Source organism: Azohydromonas australica DSM 1124 (genome assembly GCF_000430725.1).
Taxonomy (GTDB): domain Bacteria; phylum Pseudomonadota; class Gammaproteobacteria; order Burkholderiales; family Burkholderiaceae_C; genus Azohydromonas; species Azohydromonas australica.
Genome location: NZ_AUMO01000056.1, coordinates 1 through 22,898, shown reverse-complemented (window position 1 = coordinate 22,898; position 22,898 = coordinate 1). Strand labels below are relative to the sequence as shown.

Sequence of the window (22,898 nt, the reverse complement as noted above, 5' to 3'; positions counted from 1 at the left end):
CGTGCGGACGGGACCCTGCTCAGGCCCAGGCCGCTTCATTGGCAAAGTAGTTGCGCCAGGCCCACTTCATCAGCCGCGGGCTGAGCTCGGGCTTGAGCCCGTTGTAGGTGGCGAATTCCGCGATCTGGCCCACCAGGTCGCGCGCGTAGCAGGGCAGCAGGGGCCGGCCCTCGCGCTGGTGCATCTCGTGCAGCAGCCGCTCGACGGCCGCGTCGTCGTAGGGCACGCCGAAGTGCTCGCAGCTCTGGCGCAGCACGTGGCGGTAGTCCTCGGCCTGCAGCGGGCCGACGAAGATCTTGTAGCCGATGCGCCGCAGGAAGGCCTCGTCGCCGAGCTCGTCCGGGCGCAGGTTGGTCGAGAAGAACAGCAGCGTGTCGAAGGGCACGCGGAACTTGATGCCGTTGCGCAGCATCAGGTGGTCGTGCTGCTGCTCCATGGGCACGATCCAGCGGTTGAGCAGCTGGCGCGGCGTGACGAGCTGGCGCCCCAGGTCGTCCACCAGCAGCAGCCCGTTGTTGGCCTTGAAATGCGGCGGCGCGTGGTAGAAGCCCGCGCGCGCGTCGAACACCAGGTCCAGCATCTCCAGCGTGAGCTCGCCGCCGGTGACCACCACGGGGCGCTCGCACAGCACCCAGCGCCGGTCGAAGCGCCCCTGGGCCTCGGCCGCGCCCTGGGGCAGCGGCCGGTGCACCAGCGGATCGAACACGTGGATGATCTCGCCGTGCACCTCCACCGCGTAGGGCACGGCCACCGCGCCCTGCAGCAGCGCGGCCATGCGCTCGCACAGGAAGGTCTTGCCCGCGCCGGGCGGGCCGTACAGCAGCTTGGCGCGGCGCGAGTTCATGGCCGCGCCCAGTTGCTCGCGCACCTGCGGCTGCATCACCACCGAGGCCATGGCCTGCTCGAAGCGCTCGCGCGTGAGCTTCATGTCGGCGACGCTTTGCGCCTGCACCCGCTCCACGTAGGCCGGCAGCGGCACCGGCGCGGCGCCGCTGTAGAGGTTGCGCGCCAGCGCCTCGGCGGCGCGCGCGCGGCCGGCCTGGGTGAGCTGGTAGCTCACGTCGCCGTCCAGCGCGCCGCGCAGGCGCACCTCCACCAGCGACTCGCGGCGCAGCTGGCCCATCAGCGACTCCACCAGCATCGGCGCCAGGCGCAGGTGGTCCGCGATGTCGCACAGCCTGCAGAGCCCGTGCTGGTGCATGGACTTGAGCGCGAGCTCGCACAGCAGCAGCGCGGGCAGCCCGGTGTCCTGGGCCGTCACGGGCGCCGTGGGCAAGGCCACGGGCGCAGCGGCGGGGGGGAACTTCGCGTCGACAGGCATGTGGGACTCCTCCATGAGTGCCTTCAAGCTGACAACAACCGAACCATTTCAAAGGCGGTGCCGGTGGCGATGGCCACCGCATAGGGCAGCCGCCCGGTGGTCTGTACCGGGGCCTGCACCAGCATCCCGGCCGTGCAGCTGCGCACCAGCGTCGCGCGGCCCATGCGCAGCACGTTCATGCCCACCTGGCGCAGCGTGCCCCTGGGGCCCGCCAGCGTCACCGTCAGCGCCAGCACGCCGCCGGCGGCCAGGCTCCACAGCGCGGCATGCGCCACGCCCTGGGCGCCCAGCCACATGCCCGCCATCGCCAGCAGCTTGACGTCGCCGGCGCCCATCAGGCGCAGCACGTACAGGGGCAGGAACAGCGCCAAGCCCGTGAGCCCTCCCAGCAGTGCCGCCAGCACGCCCGGGTCGCGGCCCGGCAGCAGGCCCACGTCCGCGGGCGCCAGCGCGTTGAAGGCCAGTCCCAGCACCGCCCCGTACAGCACCAGCGCGTTGGGAACGCGCCGGGTGCGCAGGTCGCTGATGCTGGCCGCCAGCAGCAGGCCCGATACGATGCACAAGGACAGCAGTTCCAGGCTCATGGCACGACTCGGTCTGAAGGTTGAGGGCTCATCGGAATACGGGATGGCCTCGTTCAGGACGTCCTGAAGTAGCCGTGGAACTTGTCGAAGATGGTGGCGAGCTCCTGTCCCACCTCCGTGATGCCGACCAGGATGGCCAGCGCGACCAGCAGGGCGATGAAGGCGTACTCGACGACCGTCACGCCGTCTTCCTCACGAGCGAACGACTCAACGCGCATGAGCTGCTTCATGTTGCTGTCCTGCTGAAAGCTCCGCTGCCGGAGCGGTGATCCTGGCTGCGGCGGCACGGCGGACGGCGCTGTGCCGTCCGGTGCGCCACGGGAGTGGATGGAGACATCGCCGAAGCCCTCGACTGCTCAAAGGGTGTTGGCGCGTCAGGAGATCGCCAGCTGGTTCTTGATGTGCTGGAACATCAGGTTCAGCTGGTTGCCCAGGAGGCCCATCCCGGTGATGGCGATGAGCGCGATGAGCGAGGCGATCAAGGCGTACTCGATGGCCGTGACGCCGTCTTCCTCGCCAAGGAAGCCCTCGATGCTGCGAACCAGTTCCATGTTGTTTCCCTGAGCTTGTGTACTTGTTCGAAACGTCATTTCCCGAGGGCCCGAAGCGCCGCAGGGCAGGTGCCCCTGCGGCGCTTCGGGGCCCTGGTGGGCATCCCGCTGGCGTCAGGAAATCTTGAGCTGGTTCTTGATGTGCTGGAACATCAGGTTCAGCTGGTTGCCCAGGAGGCCCATGCCGGTGATGGCGATGAGGGCGATGAGCGAGGCGATCAGCGCGTACTCGATGGCCGTGACGCCGTCTTCCTCGCGGACGAAGTTCTCGATGCTGCGGACCAGTTCCATGGTGTTTCCTCTTCAGTTGCAGGACATGCCGTCACCGGCTTGATCTCCAGCCCGCGGGGGCTGGAAGGCTGTCGTGGCCGCTGCCGCGCAAGCACGGCGGCCGCCACGCGTAGGCTCACGCGAGCCGGCCTGCAAGGCCGTTGCCCTTGCCGCCACCGGTCCGGTGCAGGGGGCTGCCGGACGTTGCGGCGCAGGGGTGTTTCGCGTTGCCATGGAAACGAATCTATTCAAGGCCGGGCCCGCCGCCATCGGAGAACTTGCCTGGATGGACCGGGCTTTCTCTCCCGGGCGGGCAGGACATTTCGACTCCCCTGTCTGGTGGGCATGCCGCCACCAGGCAGGCCAGCAGCTCGCGCGCCGGCGTGGTCTTGGCCAGGCAGTCGTGCACGCCGAGCTGCAGCGCGCGCTGGCGCACCGGCGTGCTGAGCATGCTGGTGAACACCACCACGCGGCAGCTGGACTCGCGCTGCAGCCTCGGCACGAGCGACAGGCCGTCCTCGCCGTCCAGGTCCACGTCCAGCAGCACGAGGTCCGGCTGCAGCCGGCGCACCAGGGCCAATGCCTCGGCGCAGTTGGCCGCCGCACCGACGCTGTGCAGGCGCGGATGTTCGGAATCGATCAGCAGCCTCAGGCCGGTACGGATGCTGGGCTGGTCATCCACCACCAAGACTCTGGCGGGGCTGTGAAGGGGCATGGAAAGCTCCCGTCCTCAGGCATGCCCCCCTGACATGCCTTCTCTGCGCACCCTAAGGCTTCAGTGCCGCCGCAGACAGGGGCAAGCCGCCCGAAATGGGACGGAGCTTTGTCATGGTTCGGGCGTGACGGGAGCGCTGCGGACGCAGCGATGCCGGCCGTGTTCTGGCGCAGGGCCGGCTGCGGGCTCAGCCGAGGTTCATGTCCGCGGGCGCGGCCTGTGGTGCCAGCCCGTGCTCCAGCGCGTAGGCGTAGAGCTCCAGCCGGCCATGCACGTTGAGCTTGCTGTAGATGACGGTGAGATGGTTGCGCAGGGTGTGCTCGCTCATGGCCAGCGTCTCGGCCACCACCAGGCTCTTGGCGCCGCGGTGTTGCACCAGCGCCTGCACCACCTGGCGCTCCTTGGGCGTGAGCGAGGCGATGCGCTGGGACTTCTCGTCCTGCGGCGCCGACGCCGCTGCCGGCGCGCCGGCCGTGCCGGCACCGCCGGTGATGCTGCCCAGCAGCTGTGCCATGAGCGCACGCTCCACCCACACCTCGCCGGCATGCACGCGGTCGATGGCGCGCAGCAGCAGCTCGGTGGAGTGCGACTTGAGCACCACGCCGCGCGCGCCGGCCTTGACCGCCTCCATGTGCTGCGCCACGTTGAGGTTGCCCGTGAGCACCAGCACCTTGAGGCCCGAGGCCGTGAGCCGGCGGATGCACTCCACCGGGTCGCCATCGGGCAGCCCCAGGTCCAGCAGCACCAGGTCGGTGTCGCGCAGCGCGGGGTGCTCCATCAGCTCGCGGGCGCTGGTGGCGGTGCCGATGACGGCCATGCGCGGCTGCGCGCTGTCGATGAGCTGGCGCAGGCCCCACAGCACCAGGGCATGGTCGTCGGTGAGCAGGACGCGGATCGTGCGGGTGGCTTCTGAAGCAGTCATGCGGATCATCCTGTCAATGGCAGCGTGATCGCCACCTCGGTGCAGCCCGGCGGCTGGTTGACCGCCACGTGGCCGCCGAACTCCTGGGCTCGCTCGCTGAGCGAGCGCGGCGTGAAGGGCAGGGCCGGTGCGGACCCCGCGCGGTTGTTGCGCACGCGCATGCACAGCTGCTGCGGCTGCACGTCGAACTGCACCATCACCGCGGTGGCCTGCGTGTGGCGGCGCACGTTGGTCAGTGCCTCGTTGAACAGGTGCAGCAGCGCCTTGGCCAGGCTGCCGCGCACCGGCGGGGCCTCCTCGGGCAGCTGCACCTCGACCTTGAGCCCGTACAGCGACTCGAAGCGCTGCGCCTGGCGCTGCAGCGCCGCCAGCGCGCCGGCGCTGGCGCCGCCCGGGTCCTGCCCGCGGCGCAGCCCGCTGACCATGTCGCGCAGGGCCTGCAGCTCGTCGTTGGTCATCTGCACCAGCTGCACGAGCTGCGGGCGCACCGGGTTGTCCTCGCCGGCCATGCGCGCCACCGCCTCCAGCCCATATTTGAGGCCCAGGTAGGGCTGCACCGCGCTGTCGTGCAGGTCGCGCCCGATGCGCTCGCGCTCGCGCGCGGTGGTCTCGTCCTGCAGCTGCTCCAGCAGGTCAGCGCGCTCCAGCAGCGGCAGCAGCTCGCGCATGAGCGCGTGCACCCAGCGCAGCTCGGCGGCGGTGAAGGCGGGCTCGCGGCGCAGCAGGCACAGCTGCCCCTGGGTGCGTCCGTAACTGTGCAGCGGCATCCACAGGCCCTGCGCGCCGGCCTCCAGCAGCACGCGGCACGCGCCAGGGTGCAGCGCCGCGCCGGGCGCGCCGCTGGCCAGGTCGAAGGCGCGCACCGACACCAGCGGCTCGGCGCTGACCACGCAGCCCTGGTTGGCCGGCAGCACCGCGCGCTGCGCGCGCCAGCGCTGCAGCGCCTCGTCCTCCAGCACGCGCACGCCGGCCGCCGCGGGCTCCCAGCAGAACACGCGCGGCGCGGGGCCGGGCAGGTCCAGCAGCGCCCGTTCCAGTCCGAAGTGCGTGCCCAGCAGGTCCAGCAGCACCTGCACCTGGCGCCGCAGGCCGTGGCGCGGATCGGCCTGCTCCGTGAAGGCAGCCACCACGCGCTGGCGCTCGCGCAGCGCCGAGCCGGGCCGCGCCAGCAGCGCCACGGCCGGCCCCAGGGTCAGCAGCAGCAGCGGCACTGCCAGTGCCATCGGGCTGCCTTCGCCCTGCGCCACCAGCCACAGGCCGACGGCTCCAGCCAGCGCCAGTACCAGGGCCGCGCGCAGCCCGGACAGCAATGCCATCGCCACCACGGGCAGCACCATGAGCGCCGCGATGGGCGGCGCCAGCAGCCGGCTCGCCAGCAGCAGCACGAATGCATCCAGCCACAGCCACAGCCGCCAATGTGCCGCCGGCCGGTCGCGCAGCGCCACCACCAGCAGCAGCGCCGCGACGGCCGCATAGGCCAGCAGCAGCAGCGTCGTGGGCAGATCGGGTACGGCCGGCAGCAGCGTGAGCCCGGCGCTCAGCGCCAGCAGCGCACGCGTGCCCGCCACGTGGCGGAGCAGCGCGCGCCGAGACCGCGGCGGCATGCGCGGCGATGGCTCGCGGGCTTCAGTGACTGCAGACGACGGCACTAACTCCGCCTCGGCGCTCGACATGGCTCCCTCTTTTCCGCCTGGGGTTTGGGGCGGCTTCCGCTCCATATGTAACCCAGGGCACTCCCTGGATTCATATTGAGACATACCTCACGATTGATTGTCTATTGCAGCGCAGCAAAACCTTGTGGTGCCCCAGACACCGCCATTCCGGTCGACATGGCCGTTGTTGCCGCTGGAACGTCACGTAACGGAAAGAATTACATGGAAATGTTCTGACTATGTTGTGTTTAGGTTATGTAACCCCGGCGCATGCCGGCAAAAAGGCCTGAAAGCATCGAGTGCGCTCTCGTAGCTGTTGTTCAAAGGGCTTTGAGTGAGGAGTATTTGCATCCTGAAGGCCAGGAAAATCCTCCCCCCGCGAACACGGGTTGACATACGAGTTTCGCCATAAAAGCCGCTCGCTGGCCCCTTTCCGTTTCCGGCTCTTGACCAAGGTGGCACTTGCGCGGTCACAGGCCCGCCAAGCCGTGGTGCGAGGAGAGAAGAGGGTGGCCAGCGTCGCGCAGCCCGCCGCTGGACGTGCCGGGCCAGGCCTTGGCCCTGCGCGGCGGGCCCCGCAGGGCGTCCTGGGTCGACCGGGAGCTTTGTCATGGCTGCGGCCGAGGCCGCGTCCGGGCGGGCGCGCAAGCGCTCTCGACGCCCTGCCGGCCCACTTCTAGAGTGGGCTGCACCTCGGTCAACGCGTCGCCTGCGCCATGGAATCCGTGCCTCATCCCTCGTCCCCTGCCGCGCTGCCGGCGCCCGCAGCGCCGCGAACGCTGGGCCTGTCCTGGCCGCTGTTGGTGGTGCTCGCAACCTTCTTCGGCTTGCTGGTGCAGTTGCCCGTGAACAAGATCCTGGGCGACGGGGACACGTACTGGCACATCGCCGCCGGCCGCTGGATCGCCGAGCACGGCACGGTGCCGCACAGCGACCCCTTCTCGCATTCGATGCCCGGAGCGCCGTGGACGGCGCACGAGTGGCTGGCGGAGGTCGTGATGCAGGCGGTGCACGGCGCGGCGGGCTGGGCCGGCCTGGTAACCCTGACCGCCACGGCGCTGGCACTGACGCTGGCGCTGCTCACGCGCTTCCTGATGCGGCGCATGGAGCCCGTGCATGCGCTGCTCCTCGTCGCGCTGGCGGCGGCGATGTCGCTGTCGCATGTGCTGGCGCGGCCGCACGTGTTGGCCTGGCCGCTGCTGATGCTGTGGGTGGCGACGCTGGTGAACGCGGGCGAGGCGCGCCGCGGCCCGCCCTGGTGGCTGCTGGGCGTGATGCTGCTGTGGGCCAACCTGCATGGCAGCTTCACGATCGGGCTGGCACTGGGCGCGGCCCTGGCGTTGGACGCAGTGCTGGCGCAGCCGCAGGGCCAGCGCCGGCAGCTGGCCCTGCGCTGGGCGGCTTTCGTCGCGCTGTCGGCGCTGGCCGCGCTGCTCACGCCCTTCGGCGTGGAAGCCGTCGAGTTCACGCTGCACGTCATGTCGCTGAAGGTGGCGCTGGCGGCGATCGGCGAGTGGCAGTCGCCCAATTTCCACCTGCTGCAGCCCTTCCTGGTCTGGTTGCTGCTGATGCTGGGCCTGGGCCTGTCGGGGTGTGTGCGCCTGCCCTGGGTGCGCCTGCTGCTGCTGGTGGGCCTGGTGTACCTGGCGCTCAAGCACCAGCGCAACATCGCGCTGCTGGGCATGGTGTCGCCGCTGCTGCTGGCGGTGCCGCTGGCGCGCGGCCTGAAGGCCGCGACTTCGGGCGCGTCCGACGCCGCTGCGCTGGACCGCTGGTTCCGCGCGCTGGCGCAGCCCTCGCGCTGGGGCGCCCGTGTGGCGGGCCTGTGCGTCGTGGCGCTGCTGGTTGCGGGCGTGCTGCCGGCGCGCGAGCCGCGGCCCGAGGCGTCCATCACGCCGCAGCGCGCGGTGGAGGCGGCGCTGGCCGCGGGCGCGCAGGGGCCGGTGTTCAACGACTACGGCTTCGGCGGCTACCTGATCTACCGCGGCATTCCGGTGCACATCGACGGCCGCGCCGACATGTACGGCGACCGCTTCCTGCAGGACACGATCGACGCCATGCAGCTGAAGGACCGCCGCGGCTTCCTGGCGTTCCTGGAACGCCATGGCTTCGGCTGGTCGCTGCTGCTGCCCGGCACGCCGGCCGTGGCGCTGCTGGACGAGCTGCCGGGCTGGCGCCGCGTGTATGCCGACGACGACGCGGTGGTGCACGTGTGCGCCGGCGCGCGCCGGCCCTGAACCCACAGCCAACGCGCCAGGGGAGGAGAGCATGGCCATCACACGAGGCGTGGCGCCCCCGCAGGCGCCGGATGCGGATGCCGCCGAGGCGCGCGGCGAAGTGCCGCCCATCGCGCGGCTGGAGGCCGAGCCGGACTGGCCGAAGTACGCCGCCGAGGTGCTGCGCGCCGCGCGCAGCGGCGGCGGTACGCGGCTGTCCATCGTCGTGCCCTGCTTCAACGAGCAGGAGGTGCTGCCCGAGACGGCGCGGCGGCTGGCGCTGCTGCTCGAAGAGCTCCGGCACGAGGGCGAGATCGCACCCGACAGCGGCGTGTACTTCGTGGACGACGGCTCCAGCGACGCCACCTGGACGCTGATCGAGGCGCTGTCGCAGGCTGATGCCGCGATGCACGGCATCAAGCTCTCGCGCAACTGCGGCCACCAGAACGCGCTGCTGGCCGGGCTGCTGCAGGCCCCGGGCGACGTGCTGGTGAGCATCGACGCCGACCTGCAGGACGACCCGCAGGCCATCCGCGCCATGCTGGCCGCGTACCGCGACGGCGCCGAGGTGGTCTACGGCGTGCGCCGCAGCCGCGACGTCGACGGCTGGTTCAAGCGCTGCAGCGCCGAGGGCTACTACCGGCTGTTGAGTGCGCTGGGCGTGGACGTGGTGTTCAACCACGCCGACTACCGGCTGCTGTCGCGCCGCTGCGTGCAGGCGCTGTCGGCCTACGGCGAGACGAACCTGTTCCTGCGCGGCATCGTGCCGCGGCTGGGCTTTCGCCAGGCCGTCGTGCACTACGACAGGCACGAGCGCTTCGCCGGCCGCTCCAAGTACCCGCTGGCGCGCATGCTGGCGCTGGCGTGGCAGGGCGTCACGTCCTTCTCCGCCGCGCCGCTGCGCGCCATCACGCTGCTGGGGCTGCTGGTGTCGGGTGCGAGCTTCGCGGGCGCGCTGTGGGTGCTGTGGGCGCGGCTGGTGGACGGCCACACCCTGCCGGGCTGGGCCTCGATCGGGCTGCCGGTGTTCTTCCTCGGCGGCGTGCAGCTGCTGAGCCTGGGCGTGATCGGCGAGTACGTCGCCAAGATCTACCTCGAAACCAAGGGACGCCCGCGCTACGTCGTTGAGAGATCAACATGAAACGGGAGGCCGCCATGTCCTGTGAACACCGCGCCGCGCAGGCCGAGTTCGACCGCTTCGCCGCGGACTACCGCGAGCTGCACGCGCGCAACATCGCGCTCAGCGGCGAGGCGCCGGAGTATTTCGCGGCCTACAAGATGCGCGACTTCGCCGCCGAGCTCGACGCGCTGGGCGCGCCCGCCGACGGCACCTATCTCGACTTCGGCAGCGGCGTGGGCGCCTCGGTGCGGCCCTTCCTGGAACTGCGCCCGCGCGCGCGGCTGCTGTGCGCCGACGTCTCCGCCGCGAGCCTGGCGGCCTCGTGGCGCGAGCACGGCCCGCGGGCGCGCTACCTGATGATCCGCGACGGCCGGCTGCCGCTGCGCGACGCCAGCGTCGATGGCGCCTTCGCCTGCTGCGTGTTCCACCACATCCCGCCCGCGCAGCACCCGGCGGCGCTGCGCGAGCTGCGCCGCGTGCTCAAGCCCGGCGCGCCGCTGATGATCTACGAGCACAACCCGCTCAACCCGCTGACGGTGCGGGCGGTACGCAACTGCCCGCTGGACGAGAACGCCGTGCTCGTGGGCGCGGCCACGATGCGCCGGCGCTGTGCCGCGGCGGGCCTGCGCGCGCTGCGCGTGGACTACCGCGTGTTCTTCCCGGCCGCGCTGCGCGGGCTGCGCGCGCTGGAGCAGGGCCTGCGCTGGCTGCCGCTGGGGGCGCAGTACGCGCTGCACGCGCGTGCCTGATCGGCGCGCGGCGCGGCTGCCGCGGTGGCTCGCGCGCTACGCCGCCGCCGGCGTGCTCAACACGCTGCTGGGCGGCGGGCTGATCCTGCTGCTGCAGGGCCCGCTGGGCTGCACGCCGCTGGTGGCCAACGCCGGCGGCTACGCGCTGGGGCTGCTGGCGGGCTATGGGCTGCAGCGCCGCTGGGTCTTCGGCAGCGCCCGCCCGCACCGCAGCGGCATGCCGGCGTACCTGGCGGCGGTGGCGCTGGCCTGGGCCTTCAACGCGGCCGTGCTGCAGTCCGCGCTGTGGGCGGGTGTGCCGGCGCCGTGGGCGCAGGCGGCGGCGCTGGCCGCGTACACCGGCTGTGCCTGCCTGCTGCAGCGGCATGCGGTGTTCCGCGCGGCCGCGGGCTGATGCTGTCTCCCGTTCCAACGAAAAAAGGCCGGGCAAGCCCGGCCTTTTCGAGGCGCCGCGCTGGGCGCGGCGTGTGGGTGGAGCCGATCAGTGGCCCGAGGCACCGGCGGCGCCGAGGCCCGTCTCGGAGCGCACTTGCTGCGTCGGGAAGGCGGCGCGTTCCTTGGCGGCTTGCGCGCTGCGGTCCATGATCGAGAACAGCCAGATGCCCACGAAGCCGATGGTCATGGAGAACAGCGCCGGCGAGGTGTAGGGGAACAGCGCCGAGCCCTTGGGGTTGCCCAGCGTGGCTTCCCACACCGAGGGCGACACCACCGTCAAGGCCACCGAGCTGATCAGGCCCAGGAAGCCGCCGATCACGGCGCCCTTGGTGGTGCAGTCCTTCCACAGCACGCTCATGAAGAGCACGGGGAAGTTGGCCGAGGCGGCGATGGCGAAGGCCAGGCTCACCATGAAGGCGATGTTCTGCTTCTCGAAGGCGATGCCCAGCACCACGGCGACGATGCCCAGCACCAGGGTGGTGATGCGCGAGACCCGCAGTTCCGAGGCGCTGTCGGCCTTGCCCTTCTTGAACACCGTGGCGTAGAGGTCGTGCGACACGGCCGAGGCACCCGACAGCGTCAGGCCGGCAACCACCGCCAGGATGGTGGCGAAGGCCACGGCGGAGATGAAGCCGAAGAACACGTCGCCGCCCACCGTCTTGGCCACCAGCACCGCGGCCATGTTGGCCGTGCCGGCGCCGCCCTTGATCACGCCCTTGGCCGTGTCGGCCAGGTCGGGGTTGGTCAGCACCAGGGTGATGGCGCCGAAGCCGATGATGAAGATCAGGACGTAGAAGTAGCCGATCCAGGTCGTGGCCCAGAACACCGACTTGCGAGCTTCCTTCGCGTCAGGCACGGTGAAGAAGCGCATCAGGATGTGGGGCAGGCCGGCGGTGCCGAACATCAGCGCCATGCCGAAGCTGATGGCGGAGATGGGGTCCTTGATGAAGCCGCCCGGGCCCATGAGCGAGATGCCGGTGGCCTTGGCTTCCTCAGGCGTCTTGCCCGCGGCGATGGCGATGGCGGTTTTCACGTCCACGCCCTTGGCGAACAGCGCCTCGGGGCTGAAGTTGAACTTCGCCAGCACCATGAAGGCCATGAAGCTCACGCCGGAGAGCAGCAGCACCGCCTTGATGATCTGCACCCAGGTGGTGGCCGTCATGCCGCCGAAGAGCACGTAGACCATCATCAGCGCGCCCACGATCACCACGGCGATCCAGTACTCCAGGCCGAACAGCAGCTTGATGAGCTGGCCGGCGCCGACCATCTGCGCGATCAGGTAGAAGGCCACCACCACCAGCGTGCCGGAGGCGGCGAAGGCGCGGATGGGGGTCTGCTTGAAGCGGTAGCCCGCGACGTCGGCGAAGGTGAACTTGCCCAGGTTGCGCAGCCGCTCGGCCATCAGGAAGGTGATGACGGGCCAGCCCACGAGGAAGCCGATCGAGTAGATCAGGCCGTCGTAGCCGGTGGCCATCACGGCCGCGGAGATGCCCAGGAACGAGGCGGCGGACATGTAGTCGCCCGCGATGGCCAGGCCGTTCTGGAAGCCGGTGATGCCGCCGCCGGCGGTGTAGAAGTCGGCGGCCGAGCGCGTCTTGGCCGCGGCCCACTTCGTGATCCACAGCGTGGCCATCACGAAGATGGCGAACATGGCGATGGCGGTCCAGTTGGTCGCCTGCTTGGCGGCCGTGCCCAGGTCGCCGCCGGCGGCCAGCGCGGCGCCGGCTCCGGTCAGGGCCGCCAGCGCGGCCAGGGTCTTGAGATGCTTGGCGCTCACTTGGCGGCCTCCTTGAGGATCTGGGCCGTCAGCGCGTCGAACTCGCTGTTGGCGCGGCGCACGTAGATACCGGTGATGACGATCGTGAAGATGATCACGCCCATGCCCAGCGGGATGCCCAGCGTCGTGACGCCCTGGCCCAGCGGCGTGGCCAGGAAGGGCTTGTTGAAGGCGATCAGCGCGATGTAGCCGTAGTACACGACCATCATCAGGATGGTTAGCATCCAGCCGAAGCTGCTGCGCTTGCTGCGCAGCTCCTGGTACTTCGGGTTGGATTGGATGCGGGCGACCACGGGGTCGACCATGCTTGTCTCCTCGGTTCTCGGCTGGGCTGGCGTGCGGCCCACGGCGGATGCACTCATTGCTTTGTCTCCGGTGCAAGGGTGTCAGGGATGCCAGCAGCAACGAGCGCGGCACCTCGTGAGACCAGTTTCGGCAGCGCGTCTGACCAACTTCTTACAAAAGCCACCCCCTGCGGGTTGATCCTTAGGCGTCAGCGAGGCGTCAGGCATGGGTCAGCAAGCCGTCAGAAAGGGCGCCCAGCATGCGCCGCAAGAGCCATCGCGGGGGAGCGCTCACCCCGTCAGCGAGCCCACGAGACCACAAGGAGACAAGCATCATGGCCACCAATTCCGTGCGCGCGCTGAGCCCGTCGCGCTCGATGGCGCCGATGAGCCGCGAGGAGCGCCGGGTCATCTTCGCCTCCAGCCTGGGCACCGTCTTCGAGTGGTACGACTTCTACCTCTACGGTGCGCTGGCACCCATCATCGCCAAGCAGTTCTTCTCCGGACTGGATGCGGGCGCAGCTTTCATCTTCGCGCTGCTGGCCTTCGCCGCGGGCTTCATCGTGCGGCCCTTCGGCGCGCTGGTGTTCGGGCGGCTGGGCGACATGATCGGGCGCAAGTACACCTTCCTGGTGACGATCCTGCTCATGGGCCTGTCCACCTTCATCGTGGGCGTGCTGCCCAGCTACGCCAGCGTGGGCGTGGCCGCACCGGTGATGCTCATCGCGCTGCGGCTGCTGCAGGGCCTGGCGCTGGGCGGCGAGTACGGCGGCGCGGCCACCTACGTGGCCGAGCACGCGCCGCACGGCAAGCGCGGCGCCTACACCTCCTGGATCCAGACCACCGCCACGCTGGGGCTGTTCCTGAGCCTGGTGGTGATCCTGGGCGCGCGCACGGCCATGGGCGAGGAGGTGTTCGCCGACTGGGGCTGGCGCGTGCCCTTCCTGCTGTCCATCGTGCTGCTGGCCGTGAGCGTGTGGATCCGGCTGTCGATGAACGAGTCGCCCGCGTTCAAGAAGATCAAGGAGGAGGGGCGCAGCTCCAAGGCGCCGCTGTCGGAGAGCTTCGGGCGCTGGAAGAACCTCAAGATCGTGATCCTGGCGCTGGTGGGCCTCACGGCGGGCCAGGCGGTGGTGTGGTACACGGGCCAGTTCTACGCGCTGTTCTTCCTCACGCAGGCGCTCAGGGTGGACGCGCAGACGGCCAACATCCTGATCGCGGTGTCGCTGCTGCTGGGCACCCCCTTCTTCCTCTTCTTCGGCTGGCTGTCGGACCGCATCGGGCGCAAGCCCATCATCATGGCCGGCTGCCTGGTGGCGGCGCTGACCTACTTCCCGCTGTTCAAGGCGCTCACCGTGGCCGCCAACCCGGCGCTGGCGCAGGCGCAAAGCGCCGTGCCCATCACCGTCACGGTGGACCCCGCGCGCTGCAGCTTCCAGGGCAGCCCCATCGCGCGCGAGGTGGACTTCCGCAGCGACTGCGACCTGGCCAAGCGCACGCTGGCGCAGGGCGCCGTGAACTACGCGGTGGAGAAGGGCCCCGCCGGCACCGCCGCGACGGTGAAGGTCGGCGACAAGACCATCGCCGCGCCCACCGCCACGCTGGCCCCCGGCGGCCATGCCTTCGACGCCCCGAGCAAGGCGCGCGTGGAGGCCTTCAAGAAGGAGCTCACCGACGCCGTGCGCGCTGCGGGCTACCCGGCCAAGGCCGACCCCGAGCGCATCAACAAGCCGCTGGTGGTGGGGATCCTGACGCTGCTGGTGATCTACGTCACCATGGTCTACGGCCCCATCGCGGCGGCGCTGGTGGAGCTGTTCCCCACGCGCATCCGCTACACATCGATGAGCCTGCCCTACCACATCGGCAACGGCTGGTTCGGCGGGCTGCTGCCCACCACGGCCTTCGCCATCGTGGCGCAGACGGGCAACATCTACAACGGCCTGTGGTACCCCATCGTGGTTGCGGGCGCCACCTTCGTGATCGGCATGCTCTTCATCCGCGAGACCAAGGACCGCGACATCTACGCGGCCGACTGAGCGCCGCAGCCCCCATGAAAAAAGCGCGGCGGGGCCGCGCTTTCTGCTTCATGCCCTTCAGGCTCACGGCCCCGGGTTGGGGTTGTCCGGCGCCGAGGGCAGGGCGCTCAGGAACTCGTAGATGGCGCGCAGGTCCTGCTGGACCAGCTTGCCGTACACCGGCCAGGGCATGACCTGCAGGATCTCGCCCGGCGGGTCGTTGGGGTTGTGGCCGGTGTTCATGGTCTTGATGAACTGCCACAGCGTCAGCCCCGCGGGCCGGCCGCGCCCGTCCGGGCGCAGGTTGGCCGAGACGATGACGGGCCCGAACTGGCGTCCGCCGGTGAGGTACTGCTGGAAGTTGATCTGCTCGTCCTGGCCCTGGAAGGGGTCGCCGCCGGGCAGGTAGGTCGGGTGGGTGTGGCAGTCCACGCACGCCCCTGCGGCGTTGACGAGGTAGCTGCCCAGCCCCACGAGGTTGCGGTCGCGCCCGGCCATGTTCAGGTGCACCCCCTTGGGCACGATGCGAAAGCCCTGGGCGACGCGGTCGTTGGCCGGCGCGCCCTCGGGCTCGGCGGCCAGCGCCGGCCCCGCGCCGGCAGCCAGGGCGCACAGCAGCGCCGTACAGGACAGGGAAAAGGTCGTGTGTTTCATGGATCGATCCTTTCGCTCGGGTCCGGCTTGTGCAGCGGCCGCGGCACGGGCCGGGCGGCTACCGTAGGCGCGAGTTCCCTGGCCGGCATCCCGAGATTGGGGGCCGTGCCTCGCGTGTTCGCGGGGTACGGGGTCTCTTGACGAAAAGGCAGACGTCGCGGTGCCTGCGCGCCTAGAGTGCGCGCATGAAAACTCCCTGGACCCTCGCGCGCAAGCTCCTGGCCATCGGCAGCGCGGTACTGGTGCTGGCCCTGGGCTCCATCGGGCTGACGCTGTGGGTGAGCTGGCAGCTCGAAGGCGGTGCCGCCGCCGTCAACGAGGCCGGGCGCATGCGCATGCAGACCTGGCGCCTCGCGGCCTCGCTGCACGACGTGCCGCCGGCGCAGGTGCAGACGCAGATCGACCGCTTCCAGGACAGCCTGGACCTGCTGGCCCAGGGCGATCCGTCGCGTCCGCTGCTGGTGCCCTGGAACGACGCGGCCAAGGCCGCCTTCCATGACGTGGTGCAGCAGTGGCAGGCGCTGCATGCGCGCTGGACGCAGGGGCCGCTGCCCGAAGCCGCTGCGGTGCGCGCCGATGCCGAGAGCTTCGTGCGCTCGGTGGACGTGTTCGTGGGCGCCATTGAGCAGCAGCTCGCGCGCTTCACCAGCATCCTGCACCTGTACCAGCTGGCCATGCTGGGCCTGGCGCTGGCCGCGGCGGTGGTACTGCTCTACACCGGCTACCTGTTCGTGCTGGAGCCGCTGGCGCGGCTGCAGCGCGGCCTGCAGAGCATGGAGCAGGCCGACTTCGCCGCGCGCGTGGAGGTGCAGCGCATGGACGAGTTCGGCCGCCTGGCCGCGGGCTTCAACCGCATGGCGCAGACGCTGCAGTCGCTCTACCGCTCGCTGGAGGACAAGGTGCGCGAGAAGACCGCCTCGCTGGAGCTGGAGCGCGGGCGGCTGGCGGCGCTGTACGAGGTCAGCGCGCTGCTGGCGCGGGCCGACACCCTCGACGGCATGGCGCAGGGCTTCGCCACCAAGGTGCGGCGCCTGGCGCACGCCGACGCGGTGGCCATCCGCTGGTCCGACGAGGCCAACCAGCGCTACCTGCTGCTGGCCGGCGCGGGACTGCCCAAGGCGCTGAGCGAGGGCGAGCACTGCGTGGTCACGGGCGAGTGCCTGTGCGGACAGTCGGCGGCGGACGCGCGCACGCGCGTCATCCCCATCGTCTCGGCCGACCGCACCCTGGGCCACTGCGCGCGCGAAGGGTTCAGGACGCTGGTGAGCGTGCCGGTGCGGCTGCAGCAGCGGCTGCTGGGCGAGGTGGACCTGTTCTTCCGGGAGGACGTCGCGCTGGGCGCGGAGGAGCGCAGCCTGCTCGACGCGCTGGCCAGCCACTTGGCCGGCGCCATGGAGGGCCTGCGCGCCGCGGCGCTGGAGCGCGAGACGGCGGTGGCCGAGGAGCGCAGCTTCATCGCGCGCGAGCTGCACGACTCCATCGCGCAGTCGCTGGCCTTCCTGAAGATCCAGGTGCAGCTGCTGCGCGCGTCGCGCGGCCGCGGCGACGAGGCGGGCGTGGAGCGCACGCTGGGCGAGCTCGACACGGGCGTGAACGAGTGCATGGGCGACGTGCGCGAGCTGCTGGTGCACTTCCGCACCCGTACCAACACCGAGCACATCGAGCCCGCGCTGCGCACCACGCTGCAGAAGTTCGAGCACCAGACGGGGCTGAAGACGCACCTGGAGATCGACGGCCACGGCCTGCCGCTGGACCCGGACGTGCAGGTGCAGGTGCTGCACGTGGTGCAGGAGGCGCTGTCCAACGTGCGCAAGCATGCGCACGCTTCGCAGGTGTGGGTGGAGGTGGCGGCCGACAGCGCGGGCTGGCGCTTCGAGGTGCGCGACGACGGCCAGGGCTTCGAGCCCGAGGCCGACCGGGCCGAGACGCACGTGGGGCTGCGCATCATGCGCGAGCGCGCGGCGCGCATCGGCGCGCAGGTGCGCGTGGACGCCGTGCCCGGCGCGGGCAGCTGCGTGACGCTGACGCTGCCGCCTTCGGCCACGGCCACGGCGGCCACCTCGGCGGCGGCATGATTCGCGGGATGAGCACGAACCCAAACAACGCCGGCGCGGACGCGCCGATCCGCCTGCTGGTGGTGGACGACCACACGCTGTTCAGGCGCGGCCTGATCGCGCTGCTGGGGGCCGATGCGCGCTTCGCGGTGGTGGCCGAGGCGGGCGACGCAGGCGAAGCGCAACGCCATGCGCAGGCGCTGCAGCCGGACCTGGTGCTGCTGGACAACCACCTGCCCGGCGTCAACGGCGTGGACGCGCTGCGCGGCCTGAAGGAAGCCGCGCCGAAGGCGCGCGTGCTCATGCTCACCGTGAGCGAGGACGAGCGCGACCTGGCGGCGGCGTTGCGCAACGGCGCGCAGGGCTACCTGCTCAAGACCATCGACAGCGAGGCGCTGGCGGTCTCCATCGTGCGCTGCATGCGCGGTGACTCGGTGGTAAGCCCGGAGATGACGGCCAAGTTGGTGGCCGCTTTCCAGTCGCTGAGCGCGGCGCCGCCCGCGCCGGCAGCCCCGGCCGCGGCGGAGCCGGCCGACCCGATCGTGACGCTGTCGCCGCGGGAGCGGGAGATCCTGCGCCACATCGCGCGCGGCGCCAGCAACAAGGAAATCGCCCGCGCGCTGGACATCGCCGAGACCACGGTGAAGATCCACGTGCAGCACATCCTGCGCAAGCTCAACCTGAGCTCGCGCGTGCAGGCGGCGGTGTACGCGGCCGAGCGCGGGCTGGGCTGAGCCGCATCGCGCTTGGCCGGCGAAGCGCTACTGCAGCTGCTTCTCGATCCACTCCCACGCCTTCTGCGGCAGCCAGCCGGCGTAGTCGCGGCCGACCTTGATGACGAGCAGGCTATCGTTGTCGTCGAGGCTGCGGCGCAGCCGCATGGAAAGCTGCTCCGCGGCCTCGCTGGTGTGCACCAGCCAGGTGGTGCCCAGGTGGTGCCACCAGGCGCCCGAGCGCTTGAGCTCGTCGTGCAGACCGGCGTAGTTGCGGCCCAGTTGGGTCAGGTCGTAGGAGACGCAGTAGACAGGCATGGCGGGCGTCCGTGGGCGTGAGCGGCATGAGGAGGGAGCGAAGCCGCTTATGTCGCGCACGGGTGCCGCGCCTGCCAAGGCAGGATTTCGCACCGGCGCCGCACTCCTCGGGCCCGGCACGCGCGCCGCGCCCCGCGGCGTGAAGTGCGCACGCGGCAGGCCTCTCGATCCTGGCGGATGTCGTGTTTTTGCCGTGGGACAGCGCTGTTCACGAACGCGCCACGATGTGAGATTGCGCTGCCTCAACAATCGCGCCTCTTTTCCACCCCCCCGCCAGCTTTTCCCGCATGAGCTTCACCTCCACGTCGCGCTTCGTTCCCACCCTCGGCAGTTGGCTCAAGGCGCCGGCATGCGCCGCGGCGCTGGCGGTGGCGGGCGTGCTGGCGGTGCCCGCCTCGGCGCAGGCGGCGGCGGTGAGCCTTGGCGTGGCCGGCAACTTCAACGTCTTTGCGCTGGGCAATTTCACCAGCATGTACAGCGACACCGAAGGCGCCGTGGCCGTGCAGGGCAACGCGACGCTGACGGGCTACAGCGTGAACCTGCACAACCAGGCCGGCTACGCGGGCCAGTCGCTGGTGGTGGGCGGCAACCTGAGCTTCAGCGGCGGCTCCATCGACCACGGCAATGCCTACGTGGGCGGCACGGCCAGCACGTCGAACCTGGGCTTCGGCGGCACCCTGCAGAACGGTGGCGCGGCCCCGTTCTCCTTCGCCGCCGCGGCGCAGCAACTGGGCACGCTGTCGCAGGACCTGGCCGGCGTGGCGGCTTCCGGCAAGGTGGACATGAATCCCTGGGGCGGCGTGAGCTTCACTGGCGACGGCAGCTCAGCCACGCAGATCTTCGAGATCGATGGTGCGGACCTGCTGTCGCGCAACAGCATCTCGCTGCTCAACCTGAGCCGGGGCCAGACGCTGATCTTCAACATCTACGGCGAGCAGGCCGGTTTTCGCAACGTGGGCCTGGACGGCTTCCGCGACTACAACGTGCTGTTCAACTTCGTCGATGCCACCGACCTGGTGCTCAAGAGCGTGGGCGTGTTCGGCAGCATCCTGGCGCCTAACGCCACGATCAGCGGCGGCTGGGACGGCCAGATCAACGGCAACGTGGTGGTGAAGAACTGGAATTCGAACATCCAGATCAACAACAACCACCTGTTCACCACGGCCGAGGTGGCGCTGCCGCAGGCGGAACCCGCGCCGGCGCCCACGACCGGCCCCGACACCGGCTCCACGTACGAACCGATCGGCATGCCCTCGCATGACGTGCCGGAGCCGGGCACCCTGGCCCTGCTGCTGCCGGCCCTGGGCTGGCTGGCCTTTTCGTCGCGCCGGCGCCGCACGGTCGGCACGGCCGTCGGCGCCTGAGGCGCGGGTGATGCACGCAGCACTGGAGGGCCGTCACGGCCCGTGCCGTGCATCAGGGGCCGTCCTGCAGGCGGGTCGCAGAATGGGCCGCTGTAGGGATTGACCGCGCCCCCGGCCTGCCACGGCAGCGGGAGCGAGATGCATGGACCGTTTTTCGCAGTATCAGCAGCACCTTCGCAAGCTTTTCGCCTGCACGGCCAACGTGATGTTGCCCGAGCACCGGTTGCTGGCGGTGCGCACCGTGGACATCGGCGCGGACAGCGTCAAGATCGTGGCGCCGGAGAACCTGCCAGAGCGGCTGGACTGCCTGGTGCGCGTAGCCATCCCGGCCGGCCGGGAGCGCTCCCATACCGTGATCGCCCATGCCCGCACGCGGCCCAGCGTGTTCGACGGCCGGCATGGAGGCTTCCTGACGGAACTGCGCTTCACCCGGATTCCGCCGGAGTCGGTGCAGGCGATCGAGCGCTACCTGAAGTCCTGAGCCCGGCCGCGCGGCCTTTTCAGGCGTACCCGTCCAGGAAGCGCCGCACCGCCAGCGCATAGGCGGCATGAACGCCCGGGATGGACTCCAGCTTCACGCCTTCGTCCGGCCCGTGGAGGCGCTGGTATTCCACGCCGAAGCCCGCGACCACCTGCGTGCCATGCATCGCCAGGTAATTGCCGATGTTGCTGGGACCCGAGATGCTGAATTCAGGCGCGTGGCCCAGCGTTTCCCGCGCGCAGGACTGCAACAGCCGGGGCAGCAGGGCGCCAGCGGGCGTGCGGAAGGCTGGCCAGCAGTTCACCGGGCCGAGCGAGCTGGCGTGAGCGTCGCCGGTTTCCCGGGCGATGTCCGCCAGCAATGCATCCAGGAAACGGCCGGCGGCTTCGCGGCCGAAACCGGGCGTGAGGCGGATGTCGAGTCCGCATTCGATCTTCGCGGGCGTGAGAGCGTAGGTGCGGGCGCCGGTGCGCAGCCACGTCACGGACGCCCGGGGACGCAGCGCAAAGCATTCATCCGCCGGGGCGCCTTGCTCCGGTACCCTTTCCAGCCCGGCCAGCAGGCGCTGGAGTTTTGCCATCGCCAATTCGGCCGGCACGCTGCCGCTGCCCGAATGCCCCAGCGCGCCGCGCAGCGTGAGGACGGTCCGGTAGAAACCACGCGAGCCCACCACGATGTGCCTGGGCCCGGGATAGCCAATGGCGCAGAACGCCGGAAACCCGAATTTCGCCGTGTAAGCCTTGATGCCGCCGAAGCGGCCGGAATGCTCGTCGCCGTCGAAGACGAGCGTGACGCGACGCAAGCGGCCGTTGAGCGGTTCGCGGGCGGTGAGGGGAGTGGTCCTGGCAATTTCCGAAAGGATCGCCACCGCCGCCTTGGAATCGGCGCTGCCTCGGCCGTAAAGCCAACCCTCGTGCTCGACAGCACCGAAGGGCGGGTATTGCCACTGGGCCGGGTCACCGACGGGGGCGGTATCAAGGCAGGCGTTGAGCAGCAAAACCTCGTCGCCTGGGCCGGTCGGCGGATTGACGACGATCGCCTTGGGTTTGTCCCGGGAGCCCAGCCGTTGATGGTGCACGCCGTTTTCAGCCAGCCAGTCACCAACGGTGCGCACGATGGCTGATGCATCGTCGCTGCCGGTTGGGCTGGGAATGGCAATGAGCTGCCTCAGAAATTCGACCATGCTGTTCTTGACGGGGCGCCTTGCCATCCCGGTTTGCCGCTGAAGGAGTGGAGGATAATCTCATGATCTCGTCTGAATATCGAGTTTCATGGCCTCCGTCTCGTTTGACCCATTGCGCCTGCCCATAGCCCCGCGCTCCATTCAGAAGGGCGCCCCGCTGAAATTCCTGCTCGGTGCCGAGGCGGTGGAATGCCTGGCGCACAACGTGCGGCTGGCTTTTCCGGATTTCGATGCCGCGGCTTTCGAGACCATGGCCATGGACGGCCTGGAGCCACTGGGCATCCTGGATCGCGGCAAGCACCTGGCGCGGGCGCTGCGCCACTGCCTGCCGATGGACTATGAATCCGCCGTCGGCATCCTGGTGGATTCACTGACGCCGCCGCTGGATCAAACCTCCGATATGGGCTTGGCGGTGTTTTTCTACCTGCCCCACGTGAGCTTCGTGGCGCAATATGGATTAAATCGGGAAGGCAACGGCGGGCGCGACCCTTTCGAGGCCTCGATGCGCGCGCAGTACGAATTGACGCGGCGCTTCAGCGCGGAGTTCTGCATCCGCCCCTTCTTGATCCACGAGCCGGCGCGCACGCTGCAGCGCCTGCTGTCATGGACCGACGACCCCGACCCGCACGTGCGCCGCCTGTGTTCCGAAGGCACGCGGCCCCGGCTGCCCTGGGCGGTGCGCATTCCCGCCTTCCAGGCCGACCCGGCGCCGGTGCTGCCGATCCTGGAAAAGCTCAAGAACGATCCCAGCCTTTACGTGCGCCGCAGCGTGGCCAACCACTTGGGCGACATCGCCAAGGACCATCCGGCGCTGGTGTTCGAGATATGCGAGCGCTGGCTGGCGGAGGCGGATGACGATTTGCGCTGGGTGATCCGGCATGCGCTGCGGCATCCGGCGAAGAAGATGGACCAGGATGCGTTGCGGTTGAGGGGTGGAGCAAAGGGGAAGGGGCAAAGCAAGGCCTAATTACTGGTCTTTATGCTTTTGGGTTTGAGATTTGATTTTCTTGGGGTTCAATGGCTCGATAAGCTTTGAAGGTTTTGATCAGTACGAAAATATTCAGTATCGTGATCAATGTTGGTGGTAGCAGGAAGACCGCCAGAGGTGCTATGCCGCCGATGTTGAGCGATGCAACCGCGACGAGCATTGCCAATGGCGCCACAAAAATGACATTTGCGGCAATACCTATGGAGACGCTGATCAATTCGGCTCGAATCTTGCATGGATGAACCACCATGACGCAGCCCTCCAAACCACCCAAGCAATTGAGCTTCGCCAGCTACGAGTACGCGCAGAAGAAGCGTGTGACACGCCGCGAGAAGTTTCTGGCTGAGATGGAGCAGGTGGTGCCATGGGCGCGCCTGGAGGCGCTCATCGAGCCCAAGTATCCGAGCACCGGTCGTGTAGGGCGGCAGCCGATAGGGATCGTGCGGATGCTGCGCATGTACTGCCTGCAGCAGTGGTTTGGTTTGTCTGATGAGGCAGTCGAAGACGCCATCTACGACAGCCAATCGATGCG

General features: G+C 69.7%; 25 protein-coding genes. 11 read left to right on the top strand and 14 right to left on the bottom strand.

Annotated features, from left to right (window positions below; genetic code table 11):
• Nucleotides 1-19: 19 nt before the first annotated feature.
• From H537_RS0110155 to H537_RS0110120, 8 genes are all read right to left on the bottom strand, one after another.
• Complete coding sequence (locus H537_RS0110155; RefSeq protein WP_028997827.1) at nucleotides 20-1,321, bottom strand: DUF8689 domain-containing protein; 1,302 nt, start codon at nucleotides 1,319-1,321, stop codon at nucleotides 20-22.
• A 23-nt stretch (nucleotides 1,322-1,344) separates the two neighbouring features.
• Entirely contained in the window at nucleotides 1,345-1,905 is a 561-nt protein-coding gene (locus H537_RS0110150) for an A24 family peptidase (protein WP_043458511.1), read from the bottom strand.
• A 53-nt stretch (nucleotides 1,906-1,958) separates the two neighbouring features.
• Complete coding sequence (locus H537_RS50830) at nucleotides 1,959-2,135, bottom strand: Flp family type IVb pilin (RefSeq protein WP_084150576.1); 177 nt, start codon at nucleotides 2,133-2,135, stop codon at nucleotides 1,959-1,961.
• A gap of 144 nt (nucleotides 2,136-2,279) precedes the next feature.
• Nucleotides 2,280-2,456, bottom strand: a complete 177-nt coding sequence (locus H537_RS50315; protein WP_064735942.1) for a Flp family type IVb pilin — start codon at nucleotides 2,454-2,456, stop codon at nucleotides 2,280-2,282.
• Nucleotides 2,457-2,570: 114 nt separating this feature from the next.
• Nucleotides 2,571-2,747, bottom strand: coding sequence for a Flp family type IVb pilin (locus tag H537_RS50825; RefSeq protein WP_084150575.1), 177 nt, complete (start codon nucleotides 2,745-2,747; stop codon nucleotides 2,571-2,573).
• A 223-nt stretch (nucleotides 2,748-2,970) separates the two neighbouring features.
• Nucleotides 2,971-3,441 carry a response regulator gene (locus H537_RS49045; RefSeq protein WP_084150574.1) on the bottom strand — a complete coding sequence of 157 codons (471 nt, stop codon included), beginning with the start codon at nucleotides 3,439-3,441 and terminating at the stop codon, nucleotides 2,971-2,973.
• Between the two features lie 187 nt (nucleotides 3,442-3,628).
• Nucleotides 3,629-4,363 (bottom strand): response regulator transcription factor, encoded by a 735-nt coding sequence (locus H537_RS42185; protein WP_043458516.1) that lies wholly within the window; start codon nucleotides 4,361-4,363, stop codon nucleotides 3,629-3,631.
• 5 nt (nucleotides 4,364-4,368) lie between these two features.
• Nucleotides 4,369-6,036 carry a sensor histidine kinase gene (locus H537_RS0110120; RefSeq protein WP_156901591.1) on the bottom strand — a complete coding sequence of 556 codons (1,668 nt, stop codon included), beginning with the start codon at nucleotides 6,034-6,036 and terminating at the stop codon, nucleotides 4,369-4,371.
• A gap of 695 nt (nucleotides 6,037-6,731) precedes the next feature.
• Here H537_RS0110120 and H537_RS0110115 point away from each other — a divergent pair.
• From H537_RS0110115 to H537_RS42180, 4 genes are read left to right on the top strand one after another with little or no spacing between them, the layout of a single operon-like run.
• The gene (locus H537_RS0110115) at nucleotides 6,732-8,252 is read left to right on the top strand and encodes a hypothetical protein (protein ID WP_051242323.1); all 1,521 of its coding nucleotides are present in this window, start codon (nucleotides 6,732-6,734) and stop codon (nucleotides 8,250-8,252) included.
• A gap of 31 nt (nucleotides 8,253-8,283) precedes the next feature.
• The gene (locus tag H537_RS0110110; protein ID WP_084150573.1) at nucleotides 8,284-9,372 is read left to right on the top strand and encodes a glycosyltransferase family 2 protein; all 1,089 of its coding nucleotides are present in this window, start codon (nucleotides 8,284-8,286) and stop codon (nucleotides 9,370-9,372) included.
• Nucleotides 9,373-9,386: 14 nt separating this feature from the next.
• Entirely contained in the window at nucleotides 9,387-10,100 is a 714-nt protein-coding gene (locus tag H537_RS0110105) for a class I SAM-dependent methyltransferase (protein WP_028997821.1), read from the top strand.
• On the top strand, nucleotides 10,093-10,494 hold the full coding sequence (locus tag H537_RS42180; RefSeq protein ID WP_051242318.1) for a GtrA family protein: 402 nt from the start codon (nucleotides 10,093-10,095) through the stop codon (nucleotides 10,492-10,494). Before H537_RS0110105 ends, H537_RS42180 begins: the two co-directional genes overlap by 8 nt.
• Before the next feature lie 87 nt (nucleotides 10,495-10,581).
• Here H537_RS42180 and H537_RS0110095 read toward each other — a convergent pair whose 3' ends face one another.
• Both H537_RS0110095 and H537_RS0110090 read right to left on the bottom strand, forming a co-directional pair.
• Nucleotides 10,582-12,312, bottom strand: coding sequence for a cation acetate symporter (locus tag H537_RS0110095; protein WP_028997820.1), 1,731 nt, complete (start codon nucleotides 12,310-12,312; stop codon nucleotides 10,582-10,584).
• Complete coding sequence (locus H537_RS0110090) at nucleotides 12,309-12,617, bottom strand: DUF485 domain-containing protein (RefSeq protein WP_028997819.1); 309 nt, start codon at nucleotides 12,615-12,617, stop codon at nucleotides 12,309-12,311. Before H537_RS0110090 ends, H537_RS0110095 begins: the two co-directional genes overlap by 4 nt.
• A gap of 314 nt (nucleotides 12,618-12,931) precedes the next feature.
• Between H537_RS0110090 and H537_RS0110085 the strand changes: the two genes are divergently transcribed.
• Entirely contained in the window at nucleotides 12,932-14,632 is a 1,701-nt protein-coding gene (locus H537_RS0110085) for an MFS transporter (RefSeq protein ID WP_028997818.1), read from the top strand.
• A 63-nt stretch (nucleotides 14,633-14,695) separates the two neighbouring features.
• Here the strand turns inward: H537_RS0110085 and H537_RS42175 are convergent, their stop codons facing one another.
• Nucleotides 14,696-15,265: a hypothetical protein gene (locus H537_RS42175; protein WP_051242317.1), complete on the bottom strand. Its 570-nt coding sequence runs from the start codon at nucleotides 15,263-15,265 to the stop codon at nucleotides 14,696-14,698.
• 185 nt (nucleotides 15,266-15,450) lie between these two features.
• Here H537_RS42175 and H537_RS42170 point away from each other — a divergent pair, with 185 nt between their 5' ends.
• The gene (locus tag H537_RS42170; protein ID WP_043458510.1) at nucleotides 15,451-17,340 is read left to right on the top strand and encodes a type IV pili methyl-accepting chemotaxis transducer N-terminal domain-containing protein; all 1,890 of its coding nucleotides are present in this window, start codon (nucleotides 15,451-15,453) and stop codon (nucleotides 17,338-17,340) included.
• 8 nt (nucleotides 17,341-17,348) lie between these two features.
• A complete protein-coding gene (locus tag H537_RS0110070; RefSeq protein WP_043458509.1) occupies nucleotides 17,349-18,053 on the top strand; it encodes a response regulator in 705 nt (234 codons plus the stop codon).
• 27 nt (nucleotides 18,054-18,080) lie between these two features.
• Here the strand turns inward: H537_RS0110070 and H537_RS0110065 are convergent, their stop codons facing one another.
• Complete coding sequence (locus H537_RS0110065; protein WP_028997816.1) at nucleotides 18,081-18,350, bottom strand: hypothetical protein; 270 nt, start codon at nucleotides 18,348-18,350, stop codon at nucleotides 18,081-18,083.
• A 287-nt stretch (nucleotides 18,351-18,637) separates the two neighbouring features.
• Here H537_RS0110065 and H537_RS0110060 point away from each other — a divergent pair, with 287 nt between their 5' ends.
• Entirely contained in the window at nucleotides 18,638-19,714 is a 1,077-nt protein-coding gene (locus H537_RS0110060; protein ID WP_064735940.1) for a choice-of-anchor A family protein, read from the top strand.
• 142 nt (nucleotides 19,715-19,856) lie between these two features.
• A complete protein-coding gene (locus H537_RS0110055; protein WP_028997814.1) occupies nucleotides 19,857-20,195 on the top strand; it encodes a hypothetical protein in 339 nt (112 codons plus the stop codon).
• A gap of 19 nt (nucleotides 20,196-20,214) precedes the next feature.
• Here the strand turns inward: H537_RS0110055 and H537_RS0110050 are convergent, their stop codons facing one another.
• Complete coding sequence (locus tag H537_RS0110050) at nucleotides 20,215-21,378, bottom strand: M20 family metallopeptidase (protein WP_169516983.1); 1,164 nt, start codon at nucleotides 21,376-21,378, stop codon at nucleotides 20,215-20,217.
• 88 nt (nucleotides 21,379-21,466) lie between these two features.
• Here H537_RS0110050 and H537_RS0110045 point away from each other — a divergent pair, with 88 nt between their 5' ends.
• Nucleotides 21,467-22,345: a DNA alkylation repair protein gene (locus tag H537_RS0110045; protein WP_028997812.1), complete on the top strand. Its 879-nt coding sequence runs from the start codon at nucleotides 21,467-21,469 to the stop codon at nucleotides 22,343-22,345.
• Between the two features lie 10 nt (nucleotides 22,346-22,355).
• Here the strand turns inward: H537_RS0110045 and H537_RS52535 are convergent, their stop codons facing one another.
• A complete protein-coding gene (locus tag H537_RS52535; RefSeq protein WP_156901590.1) occupies nucleotides 22,356-22,616 on the bottom strand; it encodes a hypothetical protein in 261 nt (86 codons plus the stop codon).
• On the opposite strand from H537_RS52535, the gene H537_RS42165 reads away from it, so the two are divergent.
• On the top strand, nucleotides 22,615-22,898 hold a 284-nt coding region (locus H537_RS42165), incomplete at its 3' end, for an IS5/IS1182 family transposase (protein WP_043458508.1). The two genes, H537_RS52535 and H537_RS42165, sit on opposite strands and share 2 nt — an antisense overlap.

Coding starts and splice junctions, on each gene's coding strand:
- H537_RS0110150 (WP_043458511.1), bottom strand. CDS start 1,905: ATGAGCCTGGAACTGCTGTCCTTGTGCATCGTATCGGGCCTGCTGCTG.
- H537_RS42170 (WP_043458510.1), top strand. CDS start 15,451: ATGAAAACTCCCTGGACCCTCGCGCGCAAGCTCCTGGCCATCGGCAGC.
- H537_RS42185 (WP_043458516.1), bottom strand. CDS start 4,363: ATGACTGCTTCAGAAGCCACCCGCACGATCCGCGTCCTGCTCACCGAC.
- H537_RS50315 (WP_064735942.1), bottom strand. CDS start 2,456: ATGGAACTGGTTCGCAGCATCGAGGGCTTCCTTGGCGAGGAAGACGGC.
- H537_RS52535 (WP_156901590.1), bottom strand. CDS start 22,616: ATGGTGGTTCATCCATGCAAGATTCGAGCCGAATTGATCAGCGTCTCC.
- H537_RS0110065 (WP_028997816.1), bottom strand. CDS start 18,350: ATGCCTGTCTACTGCGTCTCCTACGACCTGACCCAACTGGGCCGCAAC.
- H537_RS0110105 (WP_028997821.1), top strand. CDS start 9,387: ATGTCCTGTGAACACCGCGCCGCGCAGGCCGAGTTCGACCGCTTCGCC.
- H537_RS0110085 (WP_028997818.1), top strand. CDS start 12,932: ATGGCCACCAATTCCGTGCGCGCGCTGAGCCCGTCGCGCTCGATGGCG.
- H537_RS49045 (WP_084150574.1), bottom strand. CDS start 3,441: ATGCCCCTTCACAGCCCCGCCAGAGTCTTGGTGGTGGATGACCAGCCC.
- H537_RS0110090 (WP_028997819.1), bottom strand. CDS start 12,617: ATGGTCGACCCCGTGGTCGCCCGCATCCAATCCAACCCGAAGTACCAG.
- H537_RS42175 (WP_051242317.1), bottom strand. CDS start 15,265: ATGAAACACACGACCTTTTCCCTGTCCTGTACGGCGCTGCTGTGCGCC.
- H537_RS0110110 (WP_084150573.1), top strand. CDS start 8,284: ATGGCCATCACACGAGGCGTGGCGCCCCCGCAGGCGCCGGATGCGGAT.
- H537_RS0110070 (WP_043458509.1), top strand. CDS start 17,349: ATGAGCACGAACCCAAACAACGCCGGCGCGGACGCGCCGATCCGCCTG.
- H537_RS0110050 (WP_169516983.1), bottom strand. CDS start 21,378: ATGGTCGAATTTCTGAGGCAGCTCATTGCCATTCCCAGCCCAACCGGC.
- H537_RS50825 (WP_084150575.1), bottom strand. CDS start 2,747: ATGGAACTGGTCCGCAGCATCGAGAACTTCGTCCGCGAGGAAGACGGC.
- H537_RS0110060 (WP_064735940.1), top strand. CDS start 18,638: ATGAGCTTCACCTCCACGTCGCGCTTCGTTCCCACCCTCGGCAGTTGG.
- H537_RS0110045 (WP_028997812.1), top strand. CDS start 21,467: ATGGCCTCCGTCTCGTTTGACCCATTGCGCCTGCCCATAGCCCCGCGC.
- H537_RS0110155 (WP_028997827.1), bottom strand. CDS start 1,321: ATGCCTGTCGACGCGAAGTTCCCCCCCGCCGCTGCGCCCGTGGCCTTG.
- H537_RS0110055 (WP_028997814.1), top strand. CDS start 19,857: ATGGACCGTTTTTCGCAGTATCAGCAGCACCTTCGCAAGCTTTTCGCC.
- H537_RS0110120 (WP_156901591.1), bottom strand. CDS start 6,036: ATGTCGAGCGCCGAGGCGGAGTTAGTGCCGTCGTCTGCAGTCACTGAA.
- H537_RS50830 (WP_084150576.1), bottom strand. CDS start 2,135: ATGAAGCAGCTCATGCGCGTTGAGTCGTTCGCTCGTGAGGAAGACGGC.
- H537_RS0110115 (WP_051242323.1), top strand. CDS start 6,732: ATGGAATCCGTGCCTCATCCCTCGTCCCCTGCCGCGCTGCCGGCGCCC.